16 protein-coding genes are annotated in these 12,257 nt (G+C 60.8%); 4 read left to right on the top strand and 12 right to left on the bottom strand.

The genetic code is table 11. From position 1 onward, the window contains the following. Positions 1 to 66: 66 nt before the first annotated feature. A complete protein-coding gene (gene ybgC / locus ADU59_RS12490) occupies positions 67 to 519 on the bottom strand; it encodes a tol-pal system-associated acyl-CoA thioesterase (RefSeq protein WP_068954435.1) in 453 nt (150 codons plus the stop codon). Between the two features lie 126 nt (positions 520 to 645). Between ybgC and ADU59_RS12485 the strand changes: the two genes are divergently transcribed. The 3 genes from ADU59_RS12485 to ADU59_RS12475 are packed head-to-tail and all read left to right on the top strand — an operon-like array spanning position 646 to position 3,651. Then, positions 646 to 1,866 (top strand): NAD-dependent epimerase/dehydratase family protein, encoded by a 1,221-nt coding sequence (locus tag ADU59_RS12485; RefSeq protein ID WP_068954434.1) that lies wholly within the window; start codon positions 646 to 648, stop codon positions 1,864 to 1,866. Beyond that, a complete protein-coding gene (locus ADU59_RS12480) occupies positions 1,863 to 2,720 on the top strand; it encodes a glycosyltransferase (RefSeq protein ID WP_068954433.1) in 858 nt (285 codons plus the stop codon). Before ADU59_RS12485 ends, ADU59_RS12480 begins: the two co-directional genes overlap by 4 nt. A 13-nt stretch (positions 2,721 to 2,733) precedes the next feature. After that, on the top strand, positions 2,734 to 3,651 hold the full coding sequence (locus ADU59_RS12475; protein WP_068954432.1) for an NAD-dependent epimerase/dehydratase family protein: 918 nt from the start codon (positions 2,734 to 2,736) through the stop codon (positions 3,649 to 3,651). Between the two features lie 12 nt (positions 3,652 to 3,663). Here the strand turns inward: ADU59_RS12475 and ADU59_RS12470 are convergent, their stop codons facing one another. Genes ADU59_RS12470 through ruvC form a run of 7 tightly spaced genes read right to left on the bottom strand, consistent with a single transcriptional unit; the run spans position 3,664 to position 7,983 of the window. After that, positions 3,664 to 4,170, bottom strand: coding sequence for an NUDIX hydrolase (locus tag ADU59_RS12470; protein WP_068954431.1), 507 nt, complete (start codon positions 4,168 to 4,170; stop codon positions 3,664 to 3,666). Continuing rightward, positions 4,170 to 5,042 carry a metallophosphoesterase gene (locus tag ADU59_RS12465; protein ID WP_068954430.1) on the bottom strand — a complete coding sequence of 291 codons (873 nt, stop codon included), beginning with the start codon at positions 5,040 to 5,042 and terminating at the stop codon, positions 4,170 to 4,172. The genes ADU59_RS12470 and ADU59_RS12465 overlap by 1 nt, the downstream gene beginning before the upstream one ends. Then, a complete protein-coding gene (gene ruvB / locus ADU59_RS12460) occupies positions 5,043 to 6,083 on the bottom strand; it encodes a Holliday junction branch migration DNA helicase RuvB (protein ID WP_068954429.1) in 1,041 nt (346 codons plus the stop codon). It lies immediately after the preceding gene. Positions 6,084 to 6,122: 39 nt separating this feature from the next. After that, the gene (gene ruvA, locus ADU59_RS12455) at positions 6,123 to 6,740 is read right to left on the bottom strand and encodes a Holliday junction branch migration protein RuvA (RefSeq protein WP_068954428.1); all 618 of its coding nucleotides are present in this window, start codon (positions 6,738 to 6,740) and stop codon (positions 6,123 to 6,125) included. Positions 6,741 to 6,753: 13 nt separating this feature from the next. Next, the gene (locus ADU59_RS12450; RefSeq protein ID WP_068954427.1) at positions 6,754 to 7,167 is read right to left on the bottom strand and encodes a type II toxin-antitoxin system VapC family toxin; all 414 of its coding nucleotides are present in this window, start codon (positions 7,165 to 7,167) and stop codon (positions 6,754 to 6,756) included. Further along, positions 7,167 to 7,415: an AbrB/MazE/SpoVT family DNA-binding domain-containing protein gene (locus ADU59_RS12445; protein ID WP_068954426.1), complete on the bottom strand. Its 249-nt coding sequence runs from the start codon at positions 7,413 to 7,415 to the stop codon at positions 7,167 to 7,169. Before ADU59_RS12445 ends, ADU59_RS12450 begins: the two co-directional genes overlap by 1 nt. A gap of 55 nt (positions 7,416 to 7,470) precedes the next feature. Further along, on the bottom strand, positions 7,471 to 7,983 hold the full coding sequence (ruvC, locus tag ADU59_RS12440) for a crossover junction endodeoxyribonuclease RuvC (protein ID WP_068954425.1): 513 nt from the start codon (positions 7,981 to 7,983) through the stop codon (positions 7,471 to 7,473). Positions 7,984 to 8,158: 175 nt separating this feature from the next. Between ruvC and ADU59_RS12435 the strand changes: the two genes are divergently transcribed. Then, entirely contained in the window at positions 8,159 to 9,160 is a 1,002-nt protein-coding gene (locus ADU59_RS12435; protein WP_068954424.1) for an LLM class flavin-dependent oxidoreductase, read from the top strand. Between the two features lie 26 nt (positions 9,161 to 9,186). On the opposite strand, the gene ADU59_RS12430 is transcribed toward ADU59_RS12435, so the two are convergent. The 4 genes from ADU59_RS12430 to ADU59_RS12415 form a co-directional block, all read right to left on the bottom strand. Beyond that, positions 9,187 to 9,795: a hypothetical protein gene (locus tag ADU59_RS12430; RefSeq protein WP_068954423.1), complete on the bottom strand. Its 609-nt coding sequence runs from the start codon at positions 9,793 to 9,795 to the stop codon at positions 9,187 to 9,189. A gap of 211 nt (positions 9,796 to 10,006) precedes the next feature. Next, a complete protein-coding gene (locus ADU59_RS12425; protein WP_068954422.1) occupies positions 10,007 to 10,753 on the bottom strand; it encodes a YebC/PmpR family DNA-binding transcriptional regulator in 747 nt (248 codons plus the stop codon). A gap of 82 nt (positions 10,754 to 10,835) precedes the next feature. Continuing rightward, a complete protein-coding gene (locus tag ADU59_RS12420) occupies positions 10,836 to 11,336 on the bottom strand; it encodes a hypothetical protein (RefSeq protein WP_083198237.1) in 501 nt (166 codons plus the stop codon). Between the two features lie 16 nt (positions 11,337 to 11,352). Continuing rightward, entirely contained in the window at positions 11,353 to 12,192 is an 840-nt protein-coding gene (locus ADU59_RS12415; protein ID WP_068954421.1) for an MBL fold metallo-hydrolase, read from the bottom strand. Positions 12,193 to 12,257: the final 65 nt, after the last annotated feature.

Here is a 12,257-nt window from a genome sequence, read left to right as displayed (position 1 = left end):
CGCGCAAACGATGCGCGCGGTGCCGCCATCCATGAGCGCCGGCAACCAACATAATCGGCCTGCGGTTCAAACCGCAGGCCCGGCGCCCCAAAAACGTGCCGCCAGCGTCTCCGGCAGCCGCCGGGGCCGCCCCTTGCCGTTGATGACGGCGATGATCACCTTCGCAGCGATCAGCAGCGTATCGTCGCGGCGGATTTCCTGAGCCAGCACCATCTTGGCACCGCCCGCCTTTTCCGTCGTCGTGACGATCGTCAGGATATCGTCCATCCGCGCCGGCTGCTTGAAATCGATCTCCATCCGGTGGACGACGAAGACGAGACCTTCAGTATCGCCCTCGATGGCCAGCGTCGCCTGCTCGACGCCCAGCAGCCGCAGATAATCGGTGCGGGCCCGTTCCATGAAATGCAGATAGCGGGCGTGATAGACGACGCCGGAAAAGTCCGTGTCTTCGTAATAGACCCGTTGAATCAGCCGGTGTCCGTTATCCGTCAGCTCACCGGCGAGCGAAATCAAACTCATAGGCGCCCTCGCAAAATTATTCTTTTTCCTGTGCAGGAACCAAACGGCTTTTGCAAGCATTGCAGGTTTGTCACAATGTTCTCCTATCACCAGCGCATGACTTCCCATCCCACAGGAGATTGGCGCATGAAGATTGCAGTCCTTGGCGGTGACGGCTTTGTCGGTTGGCCGACAGCCTTGCATCTGTCCGATGCCGGACATGACATCCACATTCTCGACAATCTCTCGCGCCGCTGGATCGATACAGAACTCGGCGTGCAATCGCTGACGCCGATGGACTCCATTCAGGAGCGGACCCGTATCTGGCATGCGCAAACCGGCCGGCGCATCCATTTCCACCTGATCGATCTGGCCCGCGATTACGAACTTCTGAAAAACTGGCTCAAGGACAATCGTCCGGACGCCGTCATCCATTTCGCCGAGCAGCGCGCCGCCCCCTATTCGATGAAGAGCGACCGCCACAAGAACTACACGGTCAACAACAACGTCAACGCCACCCATAATCTCCTGAACGCGCTGGTCGAGATCGGCCTCGATGCGCATCTCGTCCATCTCGGCACCATGGGGGTCTATGGCTATTCGACGGTTGGCGCTGCCATTCCCGAAGGCTATCTTCCGGTTGGCATAGAGGCGCAGGATGGCCGCACAGTCGCCCAGGAAATCCTCTACCCAGCCAATCCCGGCTCGATCTACCACATGACCAAATGCCTCGATCAGCTGCTGTTCCAATTCTATGCCAGGAACGACGCCCTGCGGATCACCGACCTGCATCAGGGCATCGTCTGGGGCACGCATACCGAGCAGACCCGCCGCCACGAACAGCTGATCAACCGCTTCGACTATGACGGCGACTATGGCACCGTGCTCAACCGCTTCCTCATTCAGGCGGCAATCGGTTATCCGCTGACCGTGCACGGCACCGGCGGCCAGACCCGCGCCTTCATCCACATCCAGGATTCGGTACGCTGCATCGAGCTGGCCCTGAAAAATCCGCCCCAGCGCGGCGCACGCGTCGAAATCTTCAACCAGATGACCGAGACGCACCGAGTCCGTGATCTCGCCAAGATGATCGCCGGCCTCACCGGATCGGAGATCGCCTGGCTGCCCAATCCACGCAAGGAAGCGGCTGAAAACGATCTCGTCGTGCGCAACGAGAAGTTCCGCGAACTCGGCCTCAACCCGACGACGCTTCAGGATGGCCTGCTTGCGGAAATCGTCGATGTCGGCAAGAAATACGCCTACCGCGTCGATCGCAGCCGCGTGCCGGCTGTTTCCGCCTGGACCAAGGACATCGCCGCCAAGATCAACCACGATCCGGAAGGAAGAAGGCTGAAATCGGTTTCATGACGCAGCCGGGTTCCGTTCCAGAGGGCATCCCGCCTTCCCGCCCCGCCGGGTCGCACCACGCATTCGTCACACTGGTGACGAATGCCGATTATGCCATGGGCGCAACGGCGCTTGCCCGCTCCATACGGCGGACGGGAACGGACGCCGATATCGTCGTGCTCCACACCGGCGGCGTCAACCCTGAATGCCTCCACCCCCTCGCCGAATTCAGCTGCCGGCTCGTCGCCACCGACCTCCTGCCTCTGTCGGACGGCTTCAACGAACGGCATGCGCGCCACAACGTTCACAGCGCAGCCCCCTTCACCAAGGGGCGCAAACCGGACTTCCATTCGCCGCTCGACAATTTCTGCAAGCTGCGTCTCTGGCAGCTGACCGAATACGAGCGCTGCATCTTCATCGATGCCGACGCGCTGGTGTTGAAGAACATCGACCGTTATTTCGCCTATCCCGAATTTTCCGCCGCCCCCAACGTCTATGAGAGCCTGGCCGATTTCCACCGGCTGAACTCCGGCGTTTTCGTCGCTACGCCCTCGCTCCAGACCTTCGATGCCATGCTCACACGGCTGGACACGCCGGATGCTTTCTGGCCGCGCACCGATCAGACATTTCTGCAGAATTTCTTCCCGGATTGGCACGGCCTCCCTGTCACAATGAACATGCTGCAATATGTCTGGTTCAACATGCCGGCGCTGTGGGATTGGTCATCGATCGGCGTGCTGCATTATCAATATGAAAAACCTTGGGAAAACGATCATCCGAAGGCGGAAAGGCTGCGACCGCTGATCAATCTCTGGCATGCTTTCCTGACCGGCGAAAACATTCCGGACGTTGCCGATCTGCCAAACCCGGACTGATATCAGGAAGCTTATGACACGCGTTCTCGTTTCCGGCGGCACCGGCTATGCCGGCCGCTTCATCGTCGAGCACCTGCTGGCCAACGGCTACAAGGTCACCGTCGGTGGCCGCACGCCCCCCGATCCCGGCTTCTTCTCGAAGAGCGTTTCCTTCGTGCCGCTCAGGCTTGATCCGGATGCAGACCAGATCGAGGCTTTCGACAACGTCTATTATTTCGTCCATGCCGCCTTCGGCCATCTGCCGGGGAAATATCGCGGCGGCGAAGGCGACGATCCGCAGGGGTTCCGCCACGCCAATCTGGATGGAACCGTGCGGCTGTTCGAGACGGCGCGCGATGCCGGTGTGCGCCGCTGCGTCTTCCTCTCGAGCCGCGCCGCCTATGGCCCCGGCGAGCCGGGCGTGCTGCTGACAGAAGACATGCACGGCAGACCGGATACGCTTTATGGCGAGGTCAAGCTGCAGGCGGAACGCAGCCTGCTTTCCCTCTGCGGCCACGGCTTCGTCACTGCGAGCCTGCGCGCAACCGGCATCTACGGCCTCGCCGGACCGGGCCGGGAACACAAATGGGCATCGCTCTTCGACGATTATCTGGCGGGCAGACCCACCCTGCCCCGCGTCGGCACCGAAGTGCATGGCGAGGATGTCGCCAGAGCCGTCCGGCTGTTGCTGGAATCCGATACCGTGCGCATCAACGGCGAAACCTTCAACGTCTCGGACATCCTGACCGACACCCGGACAATCCTGTCCATCCTGCAACGCATCACGCACTGTCCGCACCCCTTGCCGCCGCCAGCCGAGACGATGGCGGGCAATGCCATGGGCACCTGCAAGATCGAGGCACTGGGCTGGAAGCCCGGAGGGATGGATTTGCTGCGGCAGACGATCGAGCACATGGTTCAGCAAGAACCGGGAAGCCCAAGCGCATCCTGACGGCGGGCAGCCCTACCGGTCGAGATCGCCGTCGTTCCAGATGATATGGACCGGCGTCTGTGGCAAGTTTTCGATCTGTTCCGCGATGAAATAGGGCGGGATATCGAGATCCGTCAGGGCCACTTTGGTGGCTTTCGCCCATTTGAATTCGAGATCGTTCTTGCCGTCCCTCAGACGGTGGACGATCTTATGCGGATGGAAGGGAAAACTGACCGGGATGTCCATCAGGTAGTAAAAGCCGATCTCGTGATAATCGCGCTTTTCATAACGGAAAAAATTCTCGACCGTCCACAGCATGCGCCCGACGGCGACCTCGACGCCGAGCTCCTCCACCATCTCCCGCGTCAGCGTCTCGGCCGACGTTTCGCCGATCTCCGCGCGCCCGCCCGGAAATGTCCAGAAATCCTCATGTGTCGCCCGGTGGACGAGCACATGGCCTTCGCGAAATCCGAGACCGGCGATGCGGAAATTGAACCGCTTCGGCGCAGCATCGATGCGGATCATCCGGCGCTTGGACATTACCCGAGTTCCACGACGACGATTTCCGGCGGCGAGCCGAAACGGATGGGCAGAACCGACATACCAAGCCCGCCGGAGACGATCAGGTTGCGATCGTGTTCGATGATATGGCCATAGGCATACCGGTTGCGAAAACGCGAGGGAACGACGGGGGAATAGCCAAACAGGCGGATCTGTCCGCCATGCGTGTGGCCCGAAAGCGTGAGCGACACGCGCTTTGGCACCGTTGGAAAGACATCCGGCTCATGCGCCATCAGGATAACGGGTGCCTCGTCGCGGATCTGCGCCAGGGTCGCGGGCAAATCGTCGAACCCCGGCCGTGGTCCGATCTGGTCGGCAAGTCCTGCAAGCCAGAACGCCCCACCATCCTTTTCGAAACGGCTGGCACGATTGTCATAGACCGGAACATTGATCGACGATAGCGCCTGGTGAACGATCGTTGGCCCCTTTCTCGCCGCCATTGCAGCCGGATCGTCGAGCCAGTCGTGGTTTCCCAACACCGCATGAATGCCGAGCGGCGCGGCGAGCCGGGCAAGCTCGCGCGCCCAATCTTCCGGTGCCACATGACCGGTCTTGATCCGCATGCCGGACAGAAAATCCCCCAACAGCAGGATCATGTCGCCGCCAAGCGCGTTGGCCTGCTCGCAGATTTCACCGATCCGCCGGGGCGACATCCAGGGCGTACAGGCGTGAATATCCGCAAGGACGACCAGCTTCAGTTTCAATCCGGCCGGCCAATTGTTCGGGACCAGCCTGTAGCGCGTTACGCGGGGCTGCCGGTTCGGTTCGATACCGATGGCATAGGCTCCTGTCGCCACGCTCGAAAGCACGAGACCGCCGGCCGTGCTGAGAAAACCGCGCCGTGAAATCAATCAATCCTCCTCCTGGAACAGGCGGAACTGCGTTGCTTCCAGGTCCTTGGGTATGGCCAGTCCCAGATGCTTCCAGGCATTGGCCGTCAGCGTCCGCCCGCGCGGCGTGCGCTGGATGAACCCCTGCTGGATCATGTAGGGCTCGATGATATCCTCGATCGCATCGCGCGGCTCGGACAGACCGGCCGCGATCGTCTCGATGCCCACCGGACCGCCGCCAAAATTGAGGGCGATCATGTTGAGATAGCGCTTGTCGAGCTGATCTAGGCCCATATTGTCGACCAGAAGCCGGGTCAGTGCTTCATCGGCGATCTGCTTGGTTACCGCTTCGGCCTTGGCCACCTCGGCAAAATCGCGTACGCGGCGCAACAGCCGCCCGGCGATACGCGGCGTGCCGCGCGCGCGCCGCGCAATTTCCCGCGCCCCGTCATCGGTGATGCCAAGCCCCATCAGCCGGGCACCGCGCCTGACGATCAGCTCCAGTTCCTCGACGGTATAGAAATTCAGCCGTACCGGAATGCCGAAGCGGTCGCGCAGCGGCGTCGTCAAAAGCCCGAGCCTCGTCGTTGCCGCGACAAGCGTAAACTTCGACAGGTCAATCTTCACCGAGCGCGCCGCCGGCCCTTCGCCGATGATCAGGTCGAGTTGAAAATCCTCCATTGCCGGATAGAGGATTTCCTCGACGGCCGGGCTCAGACGATGAATCTCATCAATAAACAGCACGTCACGATCTTCGAGATTGGTCAACAGCGCGGCGAGATCGCCCGCCTTGGCGATGACCGGCCCGGAGGTCGAGCGGAAATTGACCCCGAGTTCCTTGGCCATGATCTGCGCCAGCGTCGTCTTGCCAAGGCCCGGCGGACCGACGAACAGCACATGATCCAGCGCCTCGCCACGGTTCTTCGCCGCTTCGATGAACACTTTCAGATTGGCGCGCGCCTCCGCCTGGCCGGTAAACTCGTCCAGTGATTGCGGCCGCAGCGTCGCATCGAGATCCTCGCCGCGCTTTTCCGGTGTGATCAGTCTGTGCTCTTCACTCATAAAAACTCAATCTCATGCTGCGGGCGCAATGGCAACGCGCTATCGCGCCAGTTCCTTCAGCCCCAGCCGGATCAGCTTGGCGCTGTCCAGCCCCTCCCCGCCATTCTTGAGCGCGGCCGCCACGGCGTTCGCCGCCTGGTCGCGCGAGTAGCCGAGATTGCTGAGCGCCGACACCGCATCGGAAACCGGCGCGGAGGCAACGCCTTCGCCCAGCTCCTGCTTGAGCCCGATATTGGCCGCCGCCTCTCCGGCAAAGGCCGGTGCCTTGTTCTTGAGCTCGGTGACGATACGCACCGCAACCTTCGGTCCGACCCCCGGCGCACGCGAAACGGATGTCTTGTCCTGCAGCGCGATGGCATTGGCCAGTTCGCCGGGCGTCAGCACGGACAGCACGGCCAGCGCCACCTTGGAGCCAACACCCTGGACGCTCTGCAGCAACCGGAACCATTCCCGCTCCAGCGCCGACAGGAAGCCGAACAGCCGCAACTGATCTTCGCGCACATAGGTCTCGATAAACAACACGACAGCCTCGCCGGGCGAACCGATCTTCGACAGGGTCCTTGACGAGCAATGGGCGACGTAACCGACGCCATGAACATCCACGACCACATGGTCGTCGCCGATCTCGTCGATCGTTCCCTTGAGCTTGCCGATCATGGCGCAACATCCTTCATGGGTGGGTTTCCGGCGTGATCAGTTCGACGGAGGGGAAATAGAGTTTGTATCGCACAGGATCGCGGGTCAAAATGCGATAACCGCGCACTGCCGCATGAGCGCCGATATAGAAATCCGGTAGCGGAGACCGCTTGTCGCCTCCCGATTTTTTGTATCTCAAAAAGGCCTGCCCAGCAGCATGAGCGGCCTCCCATGGCAAATCCTCCCGCTGAAAAGCAGACGGCGACAGGACCGCATCGAGCGTTGATGACAGGACGAAACCAGCAGCCATTTCGGCATAGATCAATGGATTGATGACGACAGCCCCTTCACGTCTGGCATCCGCCAGCCGGAAAGCCGACCATTCCTCAAAGGGGCTGCCCGTGTGAAACACATCGATCAGCACATTTGTATCGACCAATGTCGCCATCAGCCCCTCAAAAGCCGATAAAATTCGTCTCCGTCCATCCCGCCGAGGTTCATCGAACCTTTATGGCGGTTCAGATGATCGGAAAACTCCTGAACCGAGCGCTCGATCCCTGCCTGAGCCGGTTCGATGCGGCGCAGCACAGCCTCGTTTCCCTTGAGAATGAACTCCACGCTCGATCCCGGCTCGATACCAAGGTTCGAACGCACGTTCTTCGGGATGGTAACCTGGCCTTTTTCCGTAACACGCATGGTAATACCTCTAAGGTATTACTTAATCGCCACCGCGGAACAAGTCAAGAACAAACTACCCGGCAAGCGCCGCCATCCGCATCCGGGCACCACCCCGATTGTGCGCGTGGCAGATAGCGATCGCCAGCGCGTCGGCAGCGTCGTCGCCCTTGAATTCGGCCTTGGGCATCAGGATCTTCAGCATCATGTGAATCTGCCGCTTTTCGCCGTGACCGACGCCGATGACGGCCTTCTTCACCGCATTCGGCGCATATTCAGCCACTTGCAGCCCGGCGCGCGCCGGCACCAGCATGGCGATACCGCGCGCCTGACCGAGCTTCAGTGTCGCCACCGCATCCTTGTTGACGAAAGTCTGCTCGACGGCCGCCTCGTCGGGCTTATGGGTGTGGATCACATCGGACAGGCCGTCATGCAACTGGCAGAGCCGCGAGGCCAGATCCATGTCGCCATCGGAGGTAACGGTACCGGAGGCAACGAAGCGCAGGGAGTTGCCCAGCGTATCGATAATGCCCCATCCGGTGCGCCGGAGGCCTGGATCGATGCCGATGATACGAATCGTGTTCTGCATGGTCGGAAGCTTAATACTCATACCCGGACGCTGCCAGCAAAATGTGAACAAAACAAAAACATCCGCGTGTTTTAGGAAGCAATGATCTTCATCCCCACTCCGCCGCCTGCCTTGGATTTGCAAAATTCGTTCTTACATAGACTTTCATCAAATTCGTTGATCAAAGGCTTTTTCCATGGTCCCTTTTTCCATTCTCGACCTCTCGCCGATCACGCAAGGCTCAAACGCGTCCCAGGCCCTGCACAACTCCCGCCGTCTGGCGCAGGAAGCCGAGGCATCCGGCTACAAGCGCTTCTGGCTGGCCGAGCACCACGGCATGAAGGGCATCGCCAGCGCCGCGACGTCGATCGTCATTTCGCATGTGGCCGCCGGCACCAAGACGATCCGCGTCGGCTCCGGCGGCATCATGCTGCCGAACCATTCGCCGCTGGTGATCGCCGAACAGTTCGGCACGCTGGCAGCGCTTTATCCCGGCCGTATCGATCTCGGTCTTGGACGCGCGCCCGGAACCGATATGCGCACGGCATCGGCACTTCGCCGCAACATGGAGGCCAGCGCCAACAATTTCCCCAATGATGTCGTCGAGCTACAGGCATTGCTGGCCCCGGCCGGTGAAGACCAGGCTCTGATCGCCGTGCCCGGCGCCGATAGCAACGTGCCGATCTGGCTGCTCGGTTCCAGCCATTTCAGCGCCCATCTTGCCGGCATGCTCGGCCTGCCCTTCGCCTTCGCCTCGCATTTCGCGCCAGACATGCTTCTGTCGGCGCTGGAAATCTATCGCGAGCGTTTCGAGCCGTCGGAATATCTCGATAAGCCCTATGCCATGGTCGGCATCATGGGCGTCGCGGCCGACACCGATGCCGAGGCAAACCACCTCTTCACCTCGATGCAGCAATCCTTCGTGGCGCTGCGGCGCAATGCGCGTGGCCAGTTTCCGCCACCGGTGGCAACCATGAATGGTCTGTGGAGCGAAACCGAAAAGATCTTCGTCGATCACGCCATGACCTATGCGGTCGTCGGCGGGCCGGACACGATCAAGACGAAGCTCGACCGCTTCCTCGAGCAGACGGCCGCCGATGAACTGATCGTCTCCATGCCGATCTACGATATGGATGCACGGCTGAAATCGGTGCGGCTGTTTGCGGATGCGCAGCAGGAGCTGGCAAAGGTGGCGTGAGGAGCCTTCATCCGGAGCACAGCTGCTCAAAATGCTGGAAGAGAAAGGATGAGAGTGTCGAACGCTTCTAAATCGTACCGGTTGCGTCGGTCACCGTCCTTCCGACTTGGCAACATATCCGGCAGGTGCCAGAGCACGCACTCCGGCAAAACACGATCTAAGGACTGATACCAAGCGATCAGCGGCTCTTGAAGGCGAACGTGAAGATCGAATTTGTCTCGCAATCGCTTGGTGTCACCGTCACTCTGCAAACGCGCTACCGCTGCATCGATTTTCTTCACCAGATAAAGATCAGCAAAGCCCAGGCGCCGCGCTGCAAACGCGGCCCTTGTGGTTTCAAGCTGCAGCAACCATTGGGCTTTTGGGGCCTCGCCAATCTGCACTAGGCTCCAAAGATAATGGAGTTTCAGCGGATCGGTATCGCAAACCGCAACGCCCCTGCCCGCCTCGACGGAAAGAGCGTCTGCCCAGCGCTTGGCATTCCAATCCGTCCAATATTGTGCAGTTGGCAGTCCGGTCGATGACTGATGGTGACGATCGGGCGGAAACGTCTCCGGAACGATGCACTCTGGCGCGTGCGTTCGACACCACGTCGTCTTGCCGGCCGCACTGATACCTTCCACGACCGCGATCAACTCACCCTCTCCTCTTTGAGAAGGATTCTTCTGCTTCACACGAGAGGGAAAGGCAATACAGTCCCGTCGCCGGCAGACGGAGGTTTCTGCGGATTCGTCCAAATATATGGTCAACATCCTCTCGAAAAGAGAGGAGCCCAAGGGCCCACTGTCGGAACTGGCTCGCCAATTCCGACAGACGGCAACACGAACCGTCGCAATACAGCCAAGCTCAGGCCGAAAGCTTGGCCATCACTTCATCGGAGACTTCGAAATTGGTGTAGACGTTCTGCACGTCGTCGTCGTCTTCCAGCGTGTCGATCAGCTTCATCAGCGACTGAGCGCGCTCTTCATCGACGGGCACGGTGTTCTGGGCCTTCCAGATCGCCTTGACGGTATCGGCTTCGCCGAGCGTCGCTTCAAGCGCCTTGGAAACGTCGCCGATATCTTCGAAACCGCAGATGATGAAGTGGCCGTCCTCGTCCGTCGTCACGTCTTCGGCACCGGCATCGATCGCCGCTTCCATCACCTTGTCGGCATCACCAACCGAAAGCTTGTAGGAGATTTCGCCGACGCGGTCGAAGGAGAAGGACACCGAGCCGGTTTCACCCAGCGCGCCACCGGCCTTGGTGAAGGTCGAGCGGACGTTGGAGGCGGTGCGGTTGCGGTTATCGGTCAAAGCCTCGACGATGACGGCAACGCCGCCCGGGCCGTAGCCTTCGTAGCGGACTTCCTCGTAGTTCTCGCCATCGGCGCCGGAGCCCTTCTTGATGGCGCGCTCGATATTGTCCTTCGGCATCGACTGTGCCTTGGCGTTCTGGATCGCCAGGCGCAGGCGCGCATTCATCGTCGGGTCGGGCAGGCCGCCCTTGACCGCGACGGTGATTTCACGCGCGAGCTTGGAGAACATTTTCGACCGCACGGCATCCTGACGGCCCTTGCGGTGCATGATGTTTTTGAACTGTGAATGGCCGGCCATGGCGCCCTCCGCATCTATTCTTCTTTTGAGATGGCGCCTTATAGTTTTATTGATCCGTTCCGTCCAGCGTGAGAACGCGCTTTCAATTCCCCGAAATGCGCCTTCTGCTGATAAACATCGAGTGACCGTCGTCACGCGTGCAGGTGAGACCGGTGCGCGCCGAGGCGCAGGTAAAAGGCCCGCGCCGCCAGACGTCGCCATATTCCAGAACGGGGTTTGCCGAACAGCAGCTGGCTTCGCCCGTCACGTTGCGGTCGATCTCCGGCGGTCCGGAACGCCCGAGCGTGGCCCGCGCATAGACCGGTTCGACGCGATCGCAGGAGAGTTCCGGTCCTCCCCCGGCCGGCATGTAGGTGGCCGTACCGCCCTCCGGCGTGAAAACGCAACCGATGTTGTGGGTCGGCGTCACGAATTCTTCCTGTGTTCCGAGCCCCGTCCTCGGCTCGGCCTGCGTCTCCGTTTGCTGCGTCGTGGCCCCGGATCCATCCGCCGTCGGCATGCGCGGCGGCGGCGCTCCACCATCGGCCAGAGCGAGAGATGTCATGGAGAAAACAGCGAGAAGCGCGGCGGCGAAAAATTTCATTCCATCAATCCCAGGGTCACACACCCTGCAGGATATAAATCAGCGGCTTCTTTGGCAAGGAACGCAGGGACACGGTGACGCTTGCCTGCTGCGCGAAACGCTTGTCGAAGCCGTCACCGAACATCTGCAGGAAGCTGGTGACCGGCGGCCCGCGCCGGTGCATCGGCAGGATCAGCGCCGAACGCAGCCGCGTCACCACCCGGCTCATGCTTTCGGCCCCCATCGTCAGTCCTCCGTCGACCGGCACCATCAGCACGTCGAGCCGGCCGATCTCGGCATAGTCGGTATCGTCAAGTTCATGATGCAGATGGCCGAGATGGCCGATGCAGAGACCCGCGACCTCGAAGATGAAGATCGAATTGCCGTCCGGCTCCATCGCCCCGCCGAAGGAGCGGATATCCGTCGTCACGTTACGGATATAGGCATCGCCGACGACGACATCGTGATCGGCCGGCCGTCCATCGTCGCTCCACCCGTGCAGCACCTGCTTGATCGACGGATCCGGGGTCAACGTGTAGTGGCTGGAATGCGCCTTGTTCATCGTCACCACATCCGGCACCTTCGCCGGCGCATACCAGCCGCTGTAATCTGTCGCGATCGACACGCCTCCCGGGGTTTCGATGAGGAATGTCGAGTGCCCGACATAGGTGATGTCGACCTCTTCGTTGACTGGAACCTGGGTCTTGAGCGCGGCCGGCGGCTTGAAACTGGCGAAGGTGACATTGGGGAGCGATTGCGCGATCGCCTGGCATTGGCTGACCGGCTGCGGCGCCCCTTGCGCATGCGCCGGCATCGGCCACAGGAAATGCACAAGCGCGATGGCGGCCAATGTGAGCAGAAGCAATCTCGACATCATGCAGCACCTCGCAGGCAAAGGTTGGCATGGGCGAAGAGGATAGGCAGGATGGGCGCAAGGTCCAG

It is taken from the genome of Pararhizobium polonicum (assembly GCF_001687365.1).
In the GTDB taxonomy this organism is placed as follows: domain Bacteria; phylum Pseudomonadota; class Alphaproteobacteria; order Rhizobiales; family Rhizobiaceae; genus Pararhizobium; species Pararhizobium polonicum.
The sequence above is the reverse complement of the archived record's forward strand: the minus strand, read 5'-3'. Positions and strand labels throughout refer to the sequence as shown.